The 21,625-nt window shown below is 47.3% G+C and carries 20 protein-coding genes; 8 read left to right on the forward strand and 12 right to left on the reverse strand.

Going from position 1 to position 21,625, the window contains the following annotated elements:
- A partial coding sequence (locus HMPREF0650_RS13545) for an IS256 family transposase, variant Zn-binding type (protein WP_004349642.1) occupies positions 1–549 on the forward strand: 549 nt, incomplete at its 5' end.
- A 434-nt stretch (positions 550–983) separates the two neighbouring features.
- On the forward strand, positions 984–2,462 hold the full coding sequence (locus HMPREF0650_RS13370; protein WP_040562848.1) for a hypothetical protein: 1,479 nt from the start codon (positions 984–986) through the stop codon (positions 2,460–2,462).
- A gap of 168 nt (positions 2,463–2,630) precedes the next feature.
- On the opposite strand, the gene HMPREF0650_RS07350 is transcribed toward HMPREF0650_RS13370, so the two are convergent.
- From HMPREF0650_RS07350 to HMPREF0650_RS07365, 4 genes are all read right to left on the reverse strand, one after another.
- Entirely contained in the window at positions 2,631–3,149 is a 519-nt protein-coding gene (locus tag HMPREF0650_RS07350) for an outer membrane beta-barrel protein (RefSeq protein WP_004349645.1), read from the reverse strand.
- Between the two features lie 175 nt (positions 3,150–3,324).
- On the reverse strand, positions 3,325–4,350 hold the full coding sequence (gene recA, locus HMPREF0650_RS07355; RefSeq protein ID WP_004349647.1) for a recombinase RecA: 1,026 nt from the start codon (positions 4,348–4,350) through the stop codon (positions 3,325–3,327).
- A 215-nt stretch (positions 4,351–4,565) separates the two neighbouring features.
- On the reverse strand, positions 4,566–5,783 hold the full coding sequence (locus HMPREF0650_RS07360; RefSeq protein ID WP_004349648.1) for a saccharopine dehydrogenase family protein: 1,218 nt from the start codon (positions 5,781–5,783) through the stop codon (positions 4,566–4,568).
- A gap of 88 nt (positions 5,784–5,871) precedes the next feature.
- On the reverse strand, positions 5,872–6,471 hold the full coding sequence (locus HMPREF0650_RS07365; protein ID WP_040562830.1) for a DUF6621 family protein: 600 nt from the start codon (positions 6,469–6,471) through the stop codon (positions 5,872–5,874).
- A 490-nt stretch (positions 6,472–6,961) separates the two neighbouring features.
- On the opposite strand from HMPREF0650_RS07365, the gene nhaD reads away from it, so the two are divergent.
- From nhaD to HMPREF0650_RS13140, 3 genes are read left to right on the forward strand one after another with little or no spacing between them, the layout of a single operon-like run.
- On the forward strand, positions 6,962–8,311 hold the full coding sequence (gene nhaD, locus HMPREF0650_RS07370; protein ID WP_004349652.1) for a sodium:proton antiporter NhaD: 1,350 nt from the start codon (positions 6,962–6,964) through the stop codon (positions 8,309–8,311).
- A 60-nt stretch (positions 8,312–8,371) separates the two neighbouring features.
- Complete coding sequence (locus HMPREF0650_RS13135; RefSeq protein WP_155813609.1) at positions 8,372–8,527, forward strand: hypothetical protein; 156 nt, start codon at positions 8,372–8,374, stop codon at positions 8,525–8,527.
- 19 nt (positions 8,528–8,546) lie between these two features.
- Positions 8,547–8,708 (forward strand): hypothetical protein, encoded by a 162-nt coding sequence (locus HMPREF0650_RS13140; protein WP_004349656.1) that lies wholly within the window; start codon positions 8,547–8,549, stop codon positions 8,706–8,708.
- On the opposite strand, the gene HMPREF0650_RS07375 is transcribed toward HMPREF0650_RS13140, so the two are convergent.
- The 4 genes from HMPREF0650_RS07375 to cysK all read right to left on the reverse strand — a co-directional run bounded on the left by HMPREF0650_RS07375 (position 8,692) and on the right by cysK (position 12,625).
- On the reverse strand, positions 8,692–9,273 hold the full coding sequence (locus HMPREF0650_RS07375; RefSeq protein WP_004349658.1) for a GNAT family N-acetyltransferase: 582 nt from the start codon (positions 9,271–9,273) through the stop codon (positions 8,692–8,694). The genes HMPREF0650_RS13140 and HMPREF0650_RS07375 overlap by 17 nt on opposite strands.
- Positions 9,270–10,685 (reverse strand): sensor histidine kinase, encoded by a 1,416-nt coding sequence (locus HMPREF0650_RS07380; RefSeq protein WP_004349660.1) that lies wholly within the window; start codon positions 10,683–10,685, stop codon positions 9,270–9,272. The genes HMPREF0650_RS07375 and HMPREF0650_RS07380 overlap by 4 nt, the downstream gene beginning before the upstream one ends.
- Positions 10,682–11,377, reverse strand: a complete 696-nt coding sequence (phoB, locus tag HMPREF0650_RS07385; protein ID WP_004349662.1) for a two-component system response regulator PhoB — start codon at positions 11,375–11,377, stop codon at positions 10,682–10,684. Before phoB ends, HMPREF0650_RS07380 begins: the two co-directional genes overlap by 4 nt.
- Positions 11,378–11,677: 300 nt before the next feature.
- On the reverse strand, positions 11,678–12,625 hold the full coding sequence (gene cysK / locus HMPREF0650_RS07390) for a cysteine synthase A (RefSeq protein ID WP_004349664.1): 948 nt from the start codon (positions 12,623–12,625) through the stop codon (positions 11,678–11,680).
- A 423-nt stretch (positions 12,626–13,048) separates the two neighbouring features.
- Here cysK and HMPREF0650_RS07395 point away from each other — a divergent pair, with 423 nt between their 5' ends.
- Genes HMPREF0650_RS07395 through HMPREF0650_RS07405 form a run of 3 tightly spaced genes read left to right on the forward strand, consistent with a single transcriptional unit; the run spans position 13,049 to position 15,204 of the window.
- On the forward strand, positions 13,049–13,870 hold the full coding sequence (locus HMPREF0650_RS07395; protein WP_004349666.1) for an AAA family ATPase: 822 nt from the start codon (positions 13,049–13,051) through the stop codon (positions 13,868–13,870).
- 33 nt (positions 13,871–13,903) lie between these two features.
- Complete coding sequence (locus tag HMPREF0650_RS07400) at positions 13,904–14,938, forward strand: DUF4435 domain-containing protein (protein ID WP_004349668.1); 1,035 nt, start codon at positions 13,904–13,906, stop codon at positions 14,936–14,938.
- Between the two features lie 32 nt (positions 14,939–14,970).
- Positions 14,971–15,204 carry a hypothetical protein gene (locus HMPREF0650_RS07405; RefSeq protein WP_040562833.1) on the forward strand — a complete coding sequence of 78 codons (234 nt, stop codon included), beginning with the start codon at positions 14,971–14,973 and terminating at the stop codon, positions 15,202–15,204.
- Between the two features lie 237 nt (positions 15,205–15,441).
- Here HMPREF0650_RS07405 and HMPREF0650_RS07410 read toward each other — a convergent pair whose 3' ends face one another.
- The 4 genes from HMPREF0650_RS07410 to dxs are packed head-to-tail and all read right to left on the reverse strand — an operon-like array spanning position 15,442 to position 21,216.
- Positions 15,442–16,404 (reverse strand): type I phosphomannose isomerase catalytic subunit, encoded by a 963-nt coding sequence (locus tag HMPREF0650_RS07410; protein ID WP_004349670.1) that lies wholly within the window; start codon positions 16,402–16,404, stop codon positions 15,442–15,444.
- A gap of 40 nt (positions 16,405–16,444) precedes the next feature.
- A complete protein-coding gene (locus HMPREF0650_RS07415; RefSeq protein ID WP_004349671.1) occupies positions 16,445–17,902 on the reverse strand; it encodes a TrkH family potassium uptake protein in 1,458 nt (485 codons plus the stop codon).
- A gap of 20 nt (positions 17,903–17,922) precedes the next feature.
- Entirely contained in the window at positions 17,923–19,266 is a 1,344-nt protein-coding gene (gene trkA / locus HMPREF0650_RS07420) for a Trk system potassium transporter TrkA (RefSeq protein ID WP_004349672.1), read from the reverse strand.
- A 42-nt stretch (positions 19,267–19,308) separates the two neighbouring features.
- A complete protein-coding gene (gene dxs, locus HMPREF0650_RS07425; protein ID WP_004349673.1) occupies positions 19,309–21,216 on the reverse strand; it encodes a 1-deoxy-D-xylulose-5-phosphate synthase in 1,908 nt (635 codons plus the stop codon).
- Positions 21,217–21,625: the final 409 nt, after the last annotated feature.

The following is a 21,625-nucleotide window of genomic DNA, read 5'->3' on the forward strand; positions in this document are numbered from 1 at the left end:
TGTATTGAGAAGCGTGGATATGTCATACGCGGTCTAATCATTGACGGGAAAAAGAGCCTCTTCAAGTCTTTCTCCGAGTACCATGTACAGATGTGTCAGTTCCACATGAAGCAGATTGTCAGAAGGTATCTTACGCAGAATCCAAGAATGCTGGCCAGCCGGGATTTAAAAGCTCTTGTGGACAGGCTGCATCGAATCCACGAGGCTGATTTTAGGAGCGAATATCAAGCATGGAAGGAAAAGTGGAAGGGTACGATAGAACACCGCAGCCTGCACAAGGACGGCAGGCTGCATTATACGCACCGACGGTTGAGGTCAACCATGAACAGCCTTGATTTCTACTTGCCTTATCTCTTTACCTGGCAGCGGGAGGACTGCCGAGGAATGCCCAATACTAACAACAAGATAGAGGGAACATTCACTGACCTGAAGAAAAACTTGAACAATCATAGCGGACTTACACAAGAGAATCGCAAAAGGTTCATCAATGGGTTTTTCTTGGCATTGATAGAAACTCAAAGTATGAAAAAGCAGGAACCACACCCATAGTGGATCCTGCTCATACTTGTCGTTTTATACAATCCTATTCCTCATGGAGTTGCTCCCCAGCAGAGCCCCATTATGCTTCAGACTGCATGGCAAAGGTATATAAACTCTTTGAATATTCTGAATAAAGCCAGCCTGCAATTTGAGCTATTGAACACCTAATACAAAAAACAGCCTGCAAAATGAGCTATACGCCTGTTTTTTCTAGATTGAAAGTTTTTATGAGCCGTTTTTGGGGGTGAAAATTCAGAAAAAACCGAACAATTCATGCCAGACGTATTACATTGATGGGGTGGGAATGTGGGGGTGATTTTCGTTCAACCACCTTGGGTAAAGGAGGATGTTTATTGTTGGCGGACGTGTGTAATATTGACAATAATGCTTTTGTCGTTCGAAAAAACTCTGTATCTTTGGAAATGAATAATAGAAACAACCTGATGGCAAAGAAAAAACATAAAACGCAAGGCGGACAACAGTTCTTGTCAGATACCGACTATCTGAAACAGCGTATGCGGTCGGTTGAAATAGGGACATGCTATATTTCACCATCCATTCATGAACTTGGATTGGGGCATGTCGTGGTTACCCGTAGGCATACTGGAGGTAATGTCAGTGTGGGGTGTTATTTTGTGGATACCTTTTGCCTGGGTGTGAAAGACTCGTTCTACCGCCTGCGGATGACTCCGTACGAATTTTCCTTCTTCATGAAGCCGCTGGAACGGGAGGGTGTTGAGGAATGCAGCTACGAGGAGGCTCACAATTGGATATATGGTGCCATTGACTTTGCAGAGGAAGGCGGCATAAAGCCCGACAAGAGCTTTGCTCTGACGAAGTATATATTGGAGGAAGACACCGACGACGTGCCGCTGATAGAATATGAGTTCGGCAAAGACGGCCAGCATTTTCTGGCTGTGGACAGTGAACTGGAGGCAAGCAAGTACCTCCCCACGCTGCGGAAGACGCTGGGCGACGATTTTGACTTCATGATTAATGACGACTTGGATGACTTCGATGAGGACTACGAAGATGAGTTTGACGACATGGAGGACGATGACTGGGACATGCCACGCAGCGGGACAGATGCGCTCGTGGACATGCCTTATACCTACAAGCATCCGCCTTATCCATCGACCTGTACCATCAAGCACGAGTGGCTGTTGCAGGAACTGGGTAAAAAGGAGAATGCCTTTGGACTGAAAGACGAGCTGACAGACCGTATTCTGACACTGCCCAAGGAGGAATCGCGGCAAGACTTAGAGCAAATTTTAGCGTTCAACCTGGGGTTAACCTGCGATGAAGATTTGACTGATGGCGATGATGAAGAGTTTATTGGCATTGTCGGCTCGTGCATTCTGTTACTGGGCGAGGTGGGGAACAGTGACAGTAGTTTGGATTTGGTATTGGAGATGATGAGGCAGTCGCCCGCGTTCTACGAGTATCATTTCGGTGATTTTGGTCCCGATATCTTGGTTCCGACGCTGAATAAACTTGGGCAACATCGAATCGACAAACTGCTGGATTATTGTAAGGAAGCGGGACTGTATACCTATGCCAAGTGTCAGGCAATAACAGCTTTGGCAAGCATTGGTGTTCTACAGCCTGACAGGCGGGACGAAATAGTAGGCTTGTTTAGAGAGCTTCTTGTGTTTGCCACAGAGCACTTGGCCGAAAATACCACCTTCACTCCTACGCTGACCGGACTGATGACTTGTGATGTGATGGACTTACAAGCCCGAGAGTTGTTGCCAGAACTGAAGAACCTGTATGATACCAGGCTGGTGGATGAGGGCATTGCCGGACATTTCAGTGAAATAGAAAAGCAGCTGACAGGGCAGCTTCCCATGCTCATTGGTATACAACAAGAAATGGACATTCGAAAAATATTTGCCAGGATGCGTACAATTTCATCAGATTAACAGTAGGTAGGTTTGATGGATGGAATTTCAGTTGTATGTCAAGAGAATGATAAATAAGAAAAACCATATCATTCCGCCTCATGACGGGTTGATATGGTTGAATGATATGAAATACCTTAGCCTGCTAAGGCTGTTCGTATTTTGACACGGTCATGCAGCTCGGTCTTATCAGAATTTGTAGGCAAGACCAGCAGAGATGACGCCTTGGTTGGTGTTTTTAATAATCTGGAATTTAACCTCTGCATTCAGGGCAAGCTTGTCTGTGAGGTCGTATTGGAAACCACCACCAAGGTTAAGACCAAGATTGCCGTCACTGTATGAATATTTGCTTCCTTCCACGACTTTACCTGTATGTTCGTCGAATGATTGAATGGCGCCATCAGCAGAAGCGTGGAGATAGGTAAGTCCCGCCAGAGGGTATACCTTGATATTGTTTCCAAGTGGGAAGAGATAATGTACATCCAGATTGAGATCCCACCAAGAAACGTTGTTCTTTTTTAGGAAGTAGTCGAATGTTGCCTGTGCGCGGATAGCGTCAGTGATTCCATAGCCACCCTTTACACCAATACCCAACGATTCGATTTCTGTTGGATACGCCAATTGCCCACCTAAATAGGCTTGACCCTTTTGCGCATAAGCGCCAATACTGAGCAATGCAATGACTGCTGTTAAAAATAATTTCCTCATAATTACGATGATTAAATGAATAATGTATCCTATTCCTTAGTCATTGATGCTTAGTGAGAACCAATTTTGACTGATACCACCAGCCTTGACTTATGGGTTAAGAAAATGTTGTTACAAAGATAGAAAATGTTTATTATTTAAGGATGAATATATCATCTTTTTTTATTATGTTTTTTTATTCCATCTTATCAGCGATCGCCTGCTTAATCTTTACTTCCAACTCTTCGCACAATTCTGGATTGTCTTTGAGTAAGTTTTTGGTCGCATCGCGTCCCTGTGCCAATTTAGAATCTTGATACGAATACCACGAACCGCTTTTCTTGATGATGTCATATTCAACACCAAGGTCAACAATCTCGCCAATTTTTGAGATACCTTCGCCGAAGGTTATTTCAAATTCAGCCTTGCGGAAGGGAGGTGCCACCTTGTTTTTAACCACTTTTACGCGAACCTGGTTTCCAAGAACCTCGTCGCCATCCTTCACACTCGATTTCTTGCGGATGTCAAGACGCACCGAAGCGTAAAACTTCAGCGCGTTACCACCTGTCGTTGTTTCAGGACTTCCAAACAGCACGCCTATCTTTTCGCGCAGTTGGTTGATGAAGATGCATGTGGTATTGGTTTTGCTGATGGTAGAAGTTAGTTTTCGCAAGGCCTGACTCATCAATCGGGCTTGCAGGCCAACATTGCTATCGCCCATGTCACCTTCTATTTCTTTCTTGGGAGTCAGTGCAGCCACTGAGTCGACAACCAGGATGTCTATAGCCGACGAGCGGATGAGTTGGTCGGCTATTTCCAACGCTTGTTCACCATTGTCGGGTTGTGAAATCCACAGATTGTCGACATCCACGCCCAACTTAGCCGCATAAAAACGGTCGAAAGCGTGTTCGGCATCGATGAAAGCAGCAATGCCGCCAGCTTTTTGTGCTTCGGCAATGGCATGGATTGCCAATGTTGTTTTACCCGACGACTCTGGCCCGAATATCTCTATGATTCTTCCTCGTGGATATCCACCAACGCCCAAAGCCACGTCTAAGGCGATGCTGCCAGTGGGAATTACTTCCACATCGGCTATTTGTTCGTCGCCCATGCGCATGATGGCGCCTTTACCAAAGTCTTTTTCTATTTTAGCCATCGCAGCTTGTAGGGCTTTCAATTTTCCCTCGCCGGATGTAGGATTGTTTGTTTGTTCTTTTGCCATAAATAAATGGAAGCCTCACCCCCGTCCCCTCCCCAAAGGGGATGGGCGTAGATAGCTTCTTTTTTTATTGTTATTGTTTAATAATGTTATTTCTCACTGTTGATTAAATGAACGGTCATTTATTGTTTATCTTTATTGGTAAGCAATGATGCTTTCAGCAGAAAGTCTAATCACTCCCCTCCCTTTCGGGGAGGGGCAGGGGGAGAGGCCTCTTTTCATTCCTCTCCAAACACTTCGTGCCAAGGCAAGCCTTGCTTGTTGAGTTGTTCCATGAAGGGGTCGGGGTCGAAGTCTTCTACATTCCAAACGCCGGGTTTCTTCCAAAGACCTTTCAGGAACATCATGGCACCAATCATGGCAGGCACACCAGTGGTATAGCTCACTCCTTGCATCCCCGTTTCTTTGTAGGCATCCTGGTGTTTGCAGTTGTTGTAAACGTAATAGGATAGTTCTTTGCCGTCTTTTATACCACGAATGCGACAGCCGATGCTCGTCTCACCGTCGTAGTTCTCGCCAAGGTCTTGTGGATTGGGCAAAACGGCTTTCAAGAATTGTAGAGGAACAATGTTCACCTTCACCTTCTTGCCCGAACCGTCTGCCAATTCAGCTTCGTATTCAATCTCGTCAATGCGCGACATTCCCAAGTTTTGAATGACATCCAGATAGTTAAGGTATTGCTCTCCGAAAGTCATCCAAAAGCGAGCCTGCTTGATGGTAGGATAGTTTTTCACCAAACTTTCCAGCTCTTCGTGGTGCATCAGATAGCTCTCACGCGGCCCAATGTTTGGGTAAGTAATGGGTTTATGAATTTCTAACGGTTCGGTTTCTATCCATTTGCCGTCTTTATAATAAAGACCCTTCTGCGTAATCTCTCGAATATTGATTTCTGGATTGAAGTTTGTGGCAAATGCCTTGTGGTGATTGCCCGCATTACAATCCACGATATCCAAATAATGTATCTCGTCGAAATAATGCTTGGCTGCGTAGGCGGTGAAGATACCACTCACGCCTGGGTCGAAACCACAACCCAGGATGGCCGTAAGTCCAGCCTGCTCAAACTTTTCTTTGTATGCCCATTGCCATGAATATTCAAAGTGCGCCTCGTCTCTGGGCTCATAGTTGGCCGTGTCCAGGTAGTTGCAACCACAGGCCAGACAAGCCTCCATGATGGTGAGGTCTTGGTAGGGCAAAGCCAAGTTGATGACCAATTCGGGTTGATAATCGTTCATCAGCGATTTGAGTTGTTCCACATCGTCAGCATCTACCTGAGCTGTTTTGATGCTTGGCTTACCAATTGCTTTCACAATTTCATCACATTTTTCCTTTCGTCGGCTTGCTATCATGAAGTCAGTGAAAACCTCTGGGTTTTGTGCAATCTTAAATGCGGCAACTGTTGCCACGCCACCGGCGCCAATCATTAAAACTTTTGACATGATAAAGATTCCCCGTCACCCCCAGCATGTGGAGGAGAGTGCCTCGCAGGGTACGCTTTTAGCGGCACTTTCTGTTGGTTGTTATACGTTATTTTATTTCTTCACTCTTGATTCCCAAGGCGTTCATCAGCGAGTAGCCCAATATCTCTTGCCTGAAGTTGCCTCCTGGTAAGGGTTGCATGGCAAACACCGTGATGCGCTTGTCGTCGTCTACCTGTTGCAACACATGGCGCATACGGTCGTACAGACCATCTTTCTCGAAGTTTGGAACGATCATCACGCGTTTCACATTAGGCTGTTCGCATGCTGCTTGCACAATCTCCATCAGGAAGTCTGTCTCATCAACAATCTCCTCGATGGGCAGCGAACTGAGCATGAATTCACCCAAGTGGTCTTTGAAAGCCTTTCCGTTCAGGTCACTTTCATAATCAGATGGCATGAAATTCTCCATGCCCTTCCTGTCTTTTCGATGAATCAGCACCACCTGAGTTTGGTGTTCACCCTCCCTGATGCCGCCGTCAAGCGCCACGCAGTCTAACCACCTGGGCAGGTCAGCAGCGGGAATACGTCGCCCAATCATCCGCTCGAAGTTGACGATGAGGTCAAAAGTCACGCTGTCAACATAATCAGCATCTGCGATGATGATGTTTTCGCTCCATTGCGCTTCGCTGTTGATTTGTGTATCCATACCTTGCAAAGTTAGTGAAAAAAGTAAGAATAAGCGGCTGAATGCCATTCTTTTTATTTTCTAATTTTGGAATTATCAATTATTCTGGCCCATGTGACTGAAATGTGTCATGTAAAAACAAACAACACATCCCTTATTTCCTTCAAAACCAATCTCAATGAGTTTGGAGGCTAATATCAATGACTTTGGAGGTCAAACTCAATGACTTTAGAGGCCAATCTCATTGCTTTTGGAAATCTGTATTTTTGGCCTGTTTTTCAGGCCGACGACGGGTTCGTAGTTCTATGTTGAGGTTGGGATATGCCATTAGAAGGGTGTTGCAAAATAAAGAGGGTGTTAATAATAATAAAGATGTGTTTTTTTTTGGTTGTTCAGTAGGCAACAACTATCTTTGCAAAGATTTTTCAGCCAAGGCTATCAAAGACACTTTTCAGCACTCTGTAGCATGATTTCAGCTGAACTTAACGAAAAATAATTAGATATAAATTTTATGACATCTTTAACGTTAGCGATTGTTGTCGTTTTCATCATTGGTTATCTATGTATAGCCATTGAGAGTGTTACTAAGGTGAATAAGGCCGCTGTTGCCTTATTGATGTTCGTGTTCTGCTGGACACTGTTCATGCTCGACCCAAATGCGTATATGCCTGGGGTTACGGGGCAAGACTTGATTAACCAGGTGAGCCATGTCATTGAAAAGCATTTGGGTAGTACGTCTACCACTTTGTTCTTCTTGATGGGTGCCATGACCATTGTCGAGGTGGTTGACCAGAATGGTGGATTCAACTTCGTGCGCGATGTCATGAAGACTAAGAGCAAGCGAACCCTGTTGTGGCGTATCGCTTTCATGACTTTCATCCTCTCTGCCATCTTGGATAACCTGACTACCAGTATCGTGATGATCATGATTTTACGCAAGTTGGTACATAGTCACGAAGACCGTTTGATATATGCTTCTTTGGTCATCATCTCGGCTAACGCCGGTGGAGCGTTCTCGCCTATCGGCGATGTGACGACCATTATGCTGTGGAACAAGGGTGTTATCACGGCTTTGGGCGTGATGGAAGAAATCTTCCTGCCATCGGTTATGGCCATGGTTGTGCCAGCATTCATCATGCAATATTCATTGAAAGGCGAGTTGGAGATGGCGGAAGTCAACATGAAGTCCGACTATCATGTGCTTGACTTTACTGAGCGGCAGCGCAAAGTGATATTCATAGTCGGCGTTGGCGGCTTGATGTTTGTACCGATTTTCAAGAGCTTGACCCACCTGCCGCCGTTTGTAGGCATCTTGTTGGTGCTGGGTGTGCTTTGGACTGTCACCGAGGTGTTCTACCGTGGGTTGGATCATAAGAAAGATGGAATGGGCAAGCGCGTGAGCAAACTGCTGTCTAACATCGACATGTCTACCATCCTGTTCTTCCTTGGTATCCTCATGGCAGTGGCTTGTTTGGAAGAAATTGGCGTGCTGGGAGGCCTGGGCGTATGGCTCAACGACGTGTCTAACGGCAACCACTATGTGGTGACAGGTGTGATTGGTGTGATTTCGAGCATCGTAGACAATGTTCCCTTGGTGGCTGGATGCATGGGCATGTACCCCTTGGAGGCTGTTGGCGACATGGCTATTGATGGAATTTTTTGGCAGTTGCTGGCTTACTGTGCCGGTGTTGGTGGGTCTATCCTCATCGTGGGCAGTGCGGCTGGCGTGGTTGTGATGGGTCTGGAGAAGATTACCTTCGGTTGGTATATGAAGCATGTCAGCTGGTTAGCCTTCGTTGGTTACCTTGCAGGTATCTTGAGTTACTGGGTTATCCGTTCGTTCATCATACCTATGCCCTAATAATTTCACTGAACAACGCTTTACAAAATGGTACGGCTGACCTGATTGAAACATGAAATAATGGGGAACAAACGTACGACATTCCTGTCTGTGTTATTACTGATAACGGTATCGGTGATGGCACAGACAGGTTCTGTTTTTGAGCAATACCTCGCCAATGCCACCGCGTTTGTTAACCTCTGCTGTATCCTAAGAGTGGATTTGACGATACGATGAAAGATAACCGCCGCAGGCGTTGTATTGGAATCCACGATTAAAAACTGACGAAAATGGTTGTGCCACCATTGAGAATTACAACGGTCGTAATGTCACTTACATGAATGTGGATGTCGAAACCTTGGTGGCTGGCAAGCCTGCTGCGGTGAATACGCTATCCTATCCTACGAGAAAAAGGTAGCATGATATTGCAAGTGTTTCATGGGATGGCCACCCCATGTGGTGTCACCAACATACCTGAATCCTTGGGCTACATACAGTTTTTCGGCCAAAGGGTTATCTTTGTCTACCAATAAGCCAATCTTGTGAATGCCCATTGATTGAGCCTTTGTAATCGATTCCAATATGAGTCGTTTCGCAATACCTTGTCTTCGATAGTCGGGATTGACGGCCAAGCTGTCGATGTATAGTTCATCATTATCGGCTTCATCAATCTGGTTCTGGTAGTCTATATCGAATTTTTTGAGTGCAGCGTCAATGAATGGCTGCCGAAGGTCATGCAGCTGGGCGCCGTCATAGCTTACGCAAACGCCGATAACCTCATCTTCATCGTTCAATGCAACCAGGGTATTGGTATAACTGTATTGTGATTTTTCCAGCGCAACGAGCTCTGTCAGCAGGTCTTCAAACTCGGTTAACGTATGATGAGGCCCCGCCAAGTTTTGACAACATTCATAGTTCATGGCCAGCATGATGTACTTTGCAATCTCTCTGGCCTGGTGTTTGCTTGCTTGTATTATCTTCATTTCTTCTTTTTTAAATTAAACTCGAAACAGAGTCCGCCTGTTTCTACATTGTGAACTTGTATGCTTCCTCCGTGCAACATGATGGCATTCTTGACAATAGCCAATCCAAGTCCGGTGCCACCGAGCTTCCTACTCCTGCCTTTGTCTACGCGATAGAATCGTTCGAACAGTCTGGAAAGATGCTGATTTGATACGCCTATGCCGTTATCTCGGAAGGTAAATCTCCATTCTTGCTCATCTTCTTTTCCGTCAAGGGTGATGGTTGTCCCGTCACCAGCGTATGTAATGGCATTGTCAGTCAAGTTTCTAAATACGCTGTACAACAGACTTTGGTTGCCTTGGATGATGACGTTTTCTGGTAAGTTGTTGACAAAAGCCATGTGATGATTATGCATTTGCAGTTCCGTTTCCTTGCAGATGTTCTCAATCATCTGCGAGATGTTCACGGGTGAGTATTCCATCAAGTCGGGAGCATCATCAATTCTGTTCAGCGTAGAGATGTCTTGCAGCAAGGAAGTGAGCCGTTGACTCTGCGCATAGCTGTGTTGCAAGAATTGTTGTCGCGTCGCTTCATTGATGTGAGGGTTGTCCAAGATGGTTTCCAAATAGCCTTGAATGCTGGCCACTGGCGTTTTTAATTCGTGCGCAATGTTTTGAGTAAGCTGTCTTTTCAGAATGTCCTGTTCCTGTCTGGTGCTCTGAAGACGCTTGTATATCTTGATGATTCGTTCGGCTATTTCGCCCAACTCGTCGTCTGGAAAGGCAATTAAGTCTTCGGTATCGAGGCTCTCATTGTGGTCGGCACGACTGGCAAACAACTTCAATTTGGTGATGTTGGCCGACAATCTTCTTAAAAATCGCCACAACACCAGCGTCAAGATGACAATCGCTGTGAGTGCAAACCAAATGAAATGTTGGTCGGCTTGCAGCGACTTAGCTAAGCCGTTGTTGTACGGCAAGGCACTCCTAATCGTCATCTTGTCATCCTTGAAGTAGGTTGCCGAATAGAAAAACTCTTGTTTCAGGGTCTTACTGTTTCGTTCTACGCTTGACCCTGTCCCCGTTTTCCGTGCCTCAATTATCTCCGGACGGTTGGCATGATTCTTAAAGTTGCTGTAGTCTTTTTGGAAATTGTCAAACACAACCTGTCCTTGATCATCGATTATTGTTACCCGCAGGTTAGGTATGCTGTGCGTCTTTACATAGGTACTCAGCGTTTGTTCGTCTCTCTTGCCCAGGTATTGAATGGCATCTGCCATCCTGGTGTTATAGCCTTGCAGCCTCATGTTCAGCAGTTCCCGCTTGTATTGCTTTTCTCTTGTCTGTTGAAAGACTATGAACGAGATGGCAAAAAGCAAGAATACCGCCAAGATACTGATGTATAGTTTGCTGCCTACCGATACCTTTCTCATAGAACATCAAAGTAGTATCCAAAGCCAAGTCGGGTGACAATGCACTTGGAGAACCGTCCAATCTTCTTTCTTAGTCGTGTGATGTTCACGTCTACCGTGCGGTCGAGCACCAAAACGTCCTTTGGCCATATCCTGTCTATGAGCTCCTGACGTGAGAAGACGTGTCCCTTTTCAGAAAGAAATAGGTGCAGTAACTCGAACTCTGTCTTGGTGAAAGGAACATTTTCACCGTCGATGGTCACTGTCTTTTTGTCCAAATCCATCTCCAACCCTTGGTATTTCAGCGTCTTCGGCTCTGTGTGATCGTCAGTTTCGTTGGTCCTTCGGATGACAGCACGAATGCGAACCAATACTTCGCGAATGGAGAAAGGCTTACTGATATAGTCGTCAGCGCCAAGATTGAAGCCGGTTACCGTATCGTTCTCGGTATCGCGAGCGGTCAGAAAGATGATGGGAATGCTGGCTGTCTTGGGATTCTCTTTCAGCTTTTTAGCCATGGAAAATCCCGACATCTCACCCATCATCACGTCTAACAGCAGGAGGTTGAACGATGAAATGTCCATCATCATGGCCTCTTCGGCAGAGTTTGCCGTTTCTACCACATAGCCTTCTGTTTCCAAATTAAACTTCAGAATTTCACATAAGTCTTGTTCGTCGTCTACAACGAGAATACGATATTTGTTCTCTTTCATATAGTTTGTTATCTATTTTCACTTGACAAAGTTAGCACGTTGGCTCTTCATAAGCATGTCAAACGTGTTACAATCGTATTACTTTTAGACATAATTCCAGCTGGGCATGCTTGAAGTATGCATCTGGTGGCAGGCCGATATCCACTTGCCTAATGCTACAAAGTTACGCAATAAAAAGCATTTTGTCAAGTCTTGGCGGTAATTATTTAAAATGGTAGATTGATATACAATAGCGGGAAACCTCTTTGTGGTGGCCTCCCGCTATGCTTTTTCGATGTGTAGTTGTGCTGTTACAGCTTTTTATAATGGATATTCGTCAAAAGCATAGAGCACCGTTGAGAGGTAACGCTCGCCGGTATCGGGCAGCAACGCCACAATCTTCTTGTCCTTATTCTCCGGTCGTAGGGCCAATTCTGCTGCGGCAAAGACTGCTGCCCCTGACGAGATTCCCACCAACAGTCCCTCCTGTTGAGCCAACTGCCGGCCTGTTCGGATGGCGTCATCGTTGTCTACGGGCAGTATCTCGTCTACCACCTCGGCATGATAGGTTTGTGGAATAAAGCCGGCTCCGATGCCCTGAATCTTATGAGATCCCGATTTTCCGCCGCTCAATACTGGGGATGCCGATGGCTCCACAGCTACAATTCTAACGTTGGGCTTCTTCTCTTTGAGGTATTTGCCGATGCCAGAGAGCGTGCCACCAGTCCCCACACCAGCCACGAAGATGTCAATGTCACCGTCGGTGTCGTTCCATAATTCAACAGCCGTGGTGTCATAATGTTTCTGGGGATTAGCAGGATTGGTGAATTGTCCCAGTATCACTGCACCTTCTATGCTGTCTCTCAGCTTCTCGGCCGCCTTGATGGCACCATTCATCCCATCCTTACCAAGGGTCAACTCAACCTTGGCACCGTAGGCTTTGACGAGGTTTCGGCGTTCAACGCTCATGGTTTCGGGCATGGTGAGAATCAGTTTGTAGCCTTTTACGGCCGCAACGAGCGCCAAACCCACGCCCGTGTTGCCACTGGTAGGCTCGATGATGGTGGCTCCAGGCTTCAAGGTTCCGTCTTTCTCTGCGGCTTCCACCATTCCTAAGGCGATGCGGTCTTTCACGCTGCCGCCTGGATTGAAGAACTCAACCTTGGCCACAAGGGGCGTTTTAAGCCCGCGAAAGGCTGAATATTTGTTCAACGCTACCAAAGGAGTCTTACCAATCAAGTCTGTCATTTGTTTTGCAATCTTGCTCATATTGTATCTCGTTTTTAATGAATAAATAGTATCTGGGTGCTCGCCTCATCATGCTCTTCCGTCCTATAGCATGTTGCTTGTTCTCGTTCAGCGTGTCGTTTTCTCGACGGTGGATGCGGAAATATTGTCATGCGGCGTTGCTCCCCATGAATGATATTGCAAATATACACAAAAAAACGCTGACATGCAATCGCACGATAACGGTATTTGGCCTACCACGATTGTGGTATTTTGCATCTTTGTGAATCCTCCTTTCTTTGACGAATAGAACGTGCTGACTTCTAAAATTGATGTCATTAAAAGGCCATTGTGCTTGCTGCATTGGTGATAATTGCTTATATTTGCCCTACTAACAGTACCTGATGCGTCATGATTGGCTCGCATTGTTTCATGCCAACCTCAGGTACATAACGCACAAAGCTCATGAAATACGCTGATTACATCGAAAGGGTAGAGATAGACTCGTTGTGGAGTGGTCGCAAGCATGTGGCCTGGAATCTTGACAGACAGGTTAACGTGCTGAGCGGTGTCAATGGTGTTGGCAAGAGCACCATCTTGAACCGGGTGATCAAAAGCTTGTCAGAAGGTGGCGACTTCAACTCGCATTTGCCCAAAGGGGTGCACATCACGGTGTCACCGGCCGATGCTACGGCCATCCGTTATGATATCATCCGGTCGTTCGACCGACCGTTGATGAGCTCGGAGATGGTTGCCAAGGTAGACATTAGTTTGGCCACAGAACTAGACTGGCAGCTCTTTCAGTTGCAGCGCAAGTATCTGGATTATCAGGTAAACATCGGCAACCGCATCATCGAGGTGTTGCAGAAGGGGGGCGCAGATGCAGCCGTTGAGGCGCAACGCGTATCGGCCAACAAGTTGAAATTTCAAGACATGGTGGACAAACTGTTTGCCGAAACGGGCAAAACCATCGTCAGAACCGAGAACGAGATACGTTTCATGCAGATGGGAGAGAAGCTCTTGCCCTACCAATTGTCAAGTGGCGAGAAACAAATCTTGGCCATCTTGCTCACCGTGCTGGTGGAAGATCGCCTGCCCTACGTGCTGCTCATGGACGAACCAGAGGTGAGTTTGCACGTTGATTGGCAGGAACAACTCATCGACCTGATACTGCAACTCAATCCCAATGTTCAAATTATCCTCACTACGCATTCGCCTGCCGTCATCATGAATGGGTGGATGGGACATGTTACCGAGGTTAGTGACATAACGGATGTTCACAGATAGGAAAGGTCTGGATGTGAAAAAGATACATGAACCATGGGCAAAAAACTAAAAGACAACCTCTCCTCACGCTATTTCGAGGCGGCTAACAAGATGAAGTCGCAAAACGCCAGACGCCGCATCGCAGCCTATGTGGAGAGTTACGACGACATATTTTTCTGGCGTTCTGTCTTGAGTGACTTCGAAGACGACACCCGGTATTTCCAGGTGATGTTGCCCTCTCGCATGCAACGTCTTGATAGAGGCAAAAAAGCGGTGCTGATGAACCTGCTCATGGACAAAGTAGGACGTGACATGATTGCCTGCGTGGACGCCGATTACGACTATCTTATGCAGGGTGCCACCGAGATGTCAAAGCAGGTAACAACCAATCCTTACGTCTTTCACACCTACGCTTACGCCATTGAAAACCTGCAATGCTATGCGCCATCGTTGTACGAAACCAGTGTCATGGTTACCCTCAACGACCACCACATCTTTGACATGGAGGCTTACCTGCGCGACTATTCGCGAGCCATCTTCCCGCTTTTCATATGGAGCATCTGGTTTTATCGAACGCCCAATTACGGCGAGTTCACCATCATGGACTTTCTGCGCGTCATCGAACCGGGACACTTTACCATGGCGAAGGCTGAGGACATGGTGGCCAGAGTGCGCAGAAAGGTGGGCAAGCGCATCAACCAACTGCAACAAAAATATCCAAACAACAAGGAAAATTATCTGCAAGTAAAGGAGGATATCAAGCGACTGGGTGTGACCCCCGATACCACCTATTTATATATACAAGGTCATCATCTCTTCGATAAGGTAGTGGTGCCCATGCTTAACAAGGTTTGTATGCAGCTTATTCGTGAGCGAGAAGTAGAGATTTCTCAACAAAGTGTTCACGGCACACAGCAGCGTAACGAACTGTCTTGTTACCGCAACAGCATCGAAGCCATTCCGTCGATGCTCAAAAAGAACACCCGTTACAAGCAGTCAGAGCCGGTGGCGCGCATACAGGCTGATCTTCAACGATATTTAGAGCTGACCAAACAAAATCGTACAACCAGCGACACAGACCGAGAGTAACCTGTGCCCAGATAAATATTTAAAACCATTTGATGATGTTAGATTTGATTTTTGCCGTATTGGGAATTTGCTTGCTGCTGGTCATCGTGGTGCCTGGCGTATACAATTATGTGAAGTCGATGAGGGAGAATGTACGGGAGAAGGATGTTAAGAACGCCTTTTTCAACACGCTGTACTTTGGCGTCGTGCTGGTGCTGAGCATCCTTTTATTAAAATCTATTGGCGTTTTCAAGGGCTTTGACACCATTGCGGCATACCTGCATTGATGCAATGTCACGAATGGGGCATTGAGCATGGGTTTCAATGTCATTGAGTTTGCGTTCCAATGTCATTGAGTTTGGGCATTAATAGCATTGACTTTGGAGGCCAAACTCAATGCTATTGGAAGGATATCTATATCTTCTTGTCAACCAAACGATTAACCATTACAAGAAAGGTCTGCACCATGACGTGTGTCCATGATGCAGACCTTTCCTGATTGTGGGTTTCTTTGCTACTCTTTTTTAAACGTAGGTTTCGAGGAACTTCACGGTTCCTTCCACCTTTAACTCCCGGGTTGTGGCGGGAATCAAGATGGTTTCGCCGGCGCAGAGTGAGGTTTCGTTCCCCTCGTTGTCTGTGATTTTGCCCTCACCCTTCACGCCAATGAGGATGACAAAGCTGTCCAACTCGCTGTAATCGAGCGTCATTGGCTCGTCAAGGTCGTATACGGCCGTGTTGAAGTAGGGACAGTGAACGAGGCTCACACCTTGGTTCTTGGTCGACGTATAATCGGTGCGATAATCTTTTTCCACGTTATAGTTGATGCATTCGGCGGCCTGCGCGGTGTGCAGTTCGCGATAGTTGCCATTCTTGTCCTTGCGCTTGAAGTCGTAGATGCGGTAGGTCACGTCGGATGTTTGCTGAATCTCGGCCAGGAAGCATCCCGTGCCAATGCTGTGAATGCGGCCGGCTGGCAGGAAGAAGCAGTCGCCTTCTTTAACCGAGTAGTCGGCAATGGCGTCGAGAATGGTATCGTTCTCCACCATCTGTTTGTACTCTTCGGGCGTGATTTCTTTCTTCAGTCCGCTTCGCAGGTGTGCGTTTTTGTCGCTGTCCATGATGTACCACATCTCCGTTTTGCCACGGCTCTTCCCTTGTTTCTTGGCAATCTCGTCCGTGGGATGTACCTGGATGGAAAGATCTTGTCGGGCATCAATGAACTTGATGAGCAGGGGAAACTCGTCACCAAAGCGCTCATAGTTGGCTTCTCCAATGAGTTTGCCTTTCAATTCGCGCACAACGTCGTTCAAGGCGCGGCCTTCATACTCGCCTTCACTGACGAGGGTCTCGTTGTCTTTCACGCCGGATATTTCCCAACTCTCGCCAACGTTTTCCAGTTGTTCGTCGAGTTTCTTGAATGGAATGATTTTGTCGCCCCCCCAAATGGTTTGTTTGAGCAGGGGTTTAAACTTGAGTGGTTTCATATTTTTTTATTTTATGTTGACAGATTTGTTGTCTTCTTGTTTAATTATCTTTCCAGAACGCTGGTGACAGGATGACCAACACGCTGAATATTTCCAAACGCCCGATGAGCATGAGCAGTGCACATACCCATTTTACAAAGCCGGGCAGCATGCTCCAACTCATCGTCGGTCCGATTTCAAGTCCCAGCGTTGGCCCCACATTGCCGATGCAGCTGAGGATGATGGTGATGGAGTTGGTGCTGTCGATGTGGGCCATCATCAGTACGAACGAGGCCAGCAGGCACAAGATGAGGTACATGGTGAGGAAGGCCAGAAGGGTTCCTCGCTTCTGGTAAGGTATGTTGGTGTCGTTGACCTTCAAAGGCAGTACGGCGTTGGGGTGCAGTATTTGTTTAAATTCATTGCGGATAGTTTTGAGCAACATCACCACTCGGATGCACTTGAAGCCACCACTCGTCGAGCCAGAACAGGCTCCGATGAACATGCAGGTGGCCAGGATGACCCAGGTGACGTGTGGCCATTGGCCGGCGTCATCGTTGAACAGACCAGTGGTGGTGATGAACGAAACAACTTGGAAGACGCCCGAACGGAATGCTGGTTCTAAGTCGTAACCCCGATTAATCATCAGTTCGAGCATGATGAACAAACTGAATAGGATGACAACACTTAGGTAGAACTTGAACTCAGAGCTTTTGAATAATGCTTTGAAGCGCCGCTTCACCACCGCTGTGTACAGCAAAGTGAAGTTCACTCCCGAGAGAAAACAAAAAATAGTGCAGATGTATTCCAGCGCTGGAGAGTGGAAATATTCGGTGCTGCTGTTGTGTGTGGAAAAGCCTCCCGTAGCCGTTGTGGTCATTGAATAGTTGACAGCATCGAACCAGTTCATGCCATAAAGGATGAAACAGCCTATGCAAGCGATGGTCAGAACGAGGTACACGGTGAGAATCCACTTGGCACTGGTGGAGAGCCGTGGGTGTAATTTCGACTTAATGGGGCCGGTTGCTTCGGCTGCAAACACCTGAACAGAGCCTCCTACCATGGAGGGAAGCAGGGCAACGGTGAAGAATACGATGCCCAAGCCGCCAATCCATTGGGTCAGTGAGCGCCAAAAGAGTAGGGCGTGGGGAAACACTTCTACGTCATCTATGATGGTAGCGCCGGTGGTGGTGAATCCCGACATCGTTTCAAAGTAGGCATCCGTGAAGCCGTGAATGTAGCCACTGAGGGTGAAGGGGAACGTGCCGAAGAAGCTAAAGACTATCCATGAGAGCGTTACCACCAGGTAAGCGTCGCGCCTGGACAAGGTGTTGTTGGAGTTACGGCCTAGGTATCTCAGGATAAAGGCTGTGAAGAGACTGATGAATACCGACAGAAGAAAAGCCATGGCGTCATCTTCACCGTAGAAAAGAGCCATACCGAAACAGGCGAAAAGGATGAAGGCTTCGATGAAAAGTAGCGAGCCTATCACTTTATATATAGTCCTGAGGTTAATCATTGTTTGCTGTTTTGACTTTGCTAAATGAAGAGTCTTTCTATCGTCTTGAGGTTAATGTTATGGCAGAACACCATCACAATGTCGCCAGCCTGTATCTGTGTGTGCCCCGAAACGAGCATCCCTTCATCTCCTCTGACCAGTCCTCCGATGGTTGCCTCCTTGGGTAAACCTAAATCTTTCACAGGCTTTTTGGTGACGCGAGAACCTTCTTGGGCCACGAACTCAACCACATCGGCATTGGCAGACATGATGAAGCGCATGTTTATGACTTTGGCATCGAGCATGATTTGGTAGATGTGGCTGGCCGCAATGGCCTTTTTGTTGATGATAGTGCCGATGTCCAGGCTTTCAGCCATGCTCACATAGTCAACGTTTTCCACCATGGCAACGGTCTTTCGCACGCCCAATCGTTTGGCCGTAAGGCAGGCCAGGATGTTGGTTTCGGCATTGTTGGTCAGGGCAACGAAGGCTTGTGTGTTCTTAATGCCTTCCTCCATCAGCAGCTGGGTGTCACGACCGTCGCCGTTGATGATAAGCGCTTTGTCGTCGTCCAACAGGTTGTTGAGCTCTTCACATCGCTCCTCGCTGATTTCAATGAGTTTGGTATCCAGGTAGTCGGGCATGGTATTAATGGCTCTGACGGCCGTTGCACCGCCGCCCATAATCATCACATTCTTCACGTCTACATACAGTTCTTTGCCCACTATCTTGCGGATGTAGGGGATATATTGTGTAGTTGTCATGAAATAAGCCAAGTCGTAGAGCTTCAATTCGTCGTTACCACCGGGGATGATGGTTTCGTTCAAACGCTTGATGGCCACCACATGATACGGATCATCGGGTCCGCAGAGGTTCTTCAACGGGTTGTTGAGTATCTCACAGGTTTCCCTTAGCTTGATGGCCAACATCACCAATGCGCCATTGTGGACATCCCATCGCTGACGAACCCACGACATTTTGAGTCCGTTGATGATGTCTACGGCGGCCAACTTCTCTGGGTAAATCAGCGAACTGACACCCAATCCGGTAAAGAAATCCTGTAGTTCGGGGGCTGTGTATTCGCTGTTGCTGATTTTAGCCACGGTCTTCTTGGCTCCTAAAGCTTTGGCCAGAACGCACGAAGTGATGTTCAGACTCTCTTCGGGCGTTACGGCAATGAACAAATCCGCATGTTCAGCGCCCGCTTCATGCAGTGCCTTGATGCTGCTGGGCGAGGCTTGTGCGGTCAGTAGGTCAAAGTCGCTTCCTATCTGAGCCAGCCGTTCGTCGTCTTCATCAATCAGCGTAATGTCTTCATGGTTGCGTGAAAGCATCTTGGCCAGATGTGTGCCGATGCCGTAAGCGCCACAGATAATAATCTTCATGTCTATGTGATTTTTCGAAAATCCTTTGATGTTTCAAGTATTTCAGACTTGGTCTGATGCCAGCATTTCTTCGATGTTTTGCTTGATGTGAGGTGCGTCCAGTCCCACGATTCTCCTCAGTTCGTCCACTGAACCATGCGCCACAAACTCGTCGGGCAATCCCATTCGCTGCACGCTTGGGGCATATCCATGGTCATTGAACCACTCCAAGACGGCCGAACCGAAGCCGCCGTTGCGCACGCCGTCTTCAATTGTGATGACCTTCTTGAACTTTTTCCCAATCTCATCCAACAGATCTCCGTCCAAAGGTTTGATGAACCGCATGTCGTAATGAGCCACCTTGTCCTGCTGAGGCAATGCTTCAATGGCCTTCTGTGCATCATTTCCAATGGGGCCTACTGTGAGAATGGCCACCTGGTCGCCGTCTTTCAACTTGCGACCCGTGCCCACTTTGATTTCTTCCAGGGGGCATTTCCAATCTTTGTTCACCCCCCTGCCGCGCGGATAACGGATGACAAACATGCCCTTGTCGGGCAGTTGAGCCGTGTACATCAACCGTCTCAGTTCCTTTTCGTCCATCGGTGCAGCGATGGTCAGGTTGGGGATGGGGCGCAAGGCGGCCAAGTCGAACACGCCATGGTGCGTGGGTCCGTCCTCACCAACAAGTCCCGCACGGTCCAAACACAGTACGACGGGTAGGTTGAGGATGGCCAAGTCGTGGATGATATTGTCGTAAGCGCGTTGCGCAAACGAGCTGTAAATGTTGCAAAATGGCTGCAAACCTTCTTTTGCCATGCCGCCGGAAAAGGTCACCGCGTGTCCTTCGGCAATGCCAACGTCAAACGCTCGGTCGGGCATGGCTTTCATCAGTTTATTCATCGAGCAACCGGTTGGCATGGCAGGGGTGACCCCTACAATCTTTGGATTCTGCAAAGCGAGCTCTACCAGCGTGTCACCAAAAACGTCTTGGTAACGTGGTGGTTCTTCAGAACAGTCTTTAACGATGCGTTCACCCGTCTCGGCGTTGAATCTACCTGGTGCATGCCATTCGGTTTGTGACTGCTCTGCAGGCTTGTATCCCTTGCCTTTGGTGGTGTGCAGATGCAGCAGTTTGGGGCCTTTCATGTCCTTCAGCTGTCGCAAGATGCGCACGATTTCAGTCACGTCGTGTCCATCAAAAGGTCCGAAATACCGAATATTCATGCCCTCGAAGATGTTCTGTTGGCGGCTGATGGCCGACTTGATGGCGTTGTTGAGCCGCAAGATGCCTTTCTTTCTGTTCTCACTAAGGTAGCCACGTTGATGGAGCCATTGCGAAGCCTTGAACCTCAGCTTGTTGTAAGTGGCATTCGTATCGAGGGTTAGGAGGTATTTTTCCATGCCCCCCACTGCGTGATCGATGCTCATGTCGTTGTCGTTGAGGATGATGAGAAGGTCGTTCGGAGTCGACGAAACATTGTTCAGTCCCTCGAATGCCAATCCACCACTCATGGCACCATCGCCGATGATGGCTACAATCTTCTTGTCATTCTCGCCACTTTTCTTGGCTGCGACGGCCATACCCAATGCCGCCGAGATGGAATTGGAGGCATGTCCACAGGTGAAGGTGTCGTACTGGCTCTCCAAAGGCGTGGGAAATGGGCGCAGTCCATGCAGCTTCCGGTTGGTGGAAAACAACTCCCGGCGCCCGGTGAGTATCTTGTGTCCATAGGCTTGATGCCCCACATCCCATACAAGTTTGTCGCTCGGCGTGTCAAACACATAGTGCAAGGCCACGGTAATCTCAATGGCTCCCAGTGAAGACGCAAAGTGTCCGGGGTTTACGGAGACCTCTTGGATGATGTCTTCGCGAAGTTCACGACACACCTCTGGCAACTCTTCAACGCTGAGTTTTCGTAAGTCTTCGGGGTAATTTATTTGGGGTAAAAGCCTTAAATTAGTCTTGTCCATCAATAAGCTCTCTTCTATAACCATGCAAAGATAATAAATTTATATGAACAATGCGTCCTTTGTGCTGAATTTTGCTGGTAGACATGCGGTGCTTTCATGTAGGAATGACGCATTGTGTTTATTACGTCAAGCAGAATATTTATTGGTGAAAAGCCCGCGGTCGCTACGTCTTTTTAACACAAATGCTGGGCGTTTTTGAAGCCAACCTGTTGATGTGCTGAAAATAAGCCAAGGATTCAACGGTTTTATTATCCGCTTGATGGTGAGTGAGTTAGATGGTTTTCTAACTTTGAAGGCCATCAATAAGAGATGTGTTTGTGACAAAAACTCCATCTATTTGTGCCAAAACGGCCTTTTATAGCATGTTAATAGGTGAGCAATAGCATGCATATTGCGGGGCAAAAGCATA

The organism is Hoylesella buccalis ATCC 35310 (assembly GCF_000177075.1).
Lineage (GTDB): Bacteria > Bacteroidota > Bacteroidia > Bacteroidales > Bacteroidaceae > Prevotella > Prevotella buccalis.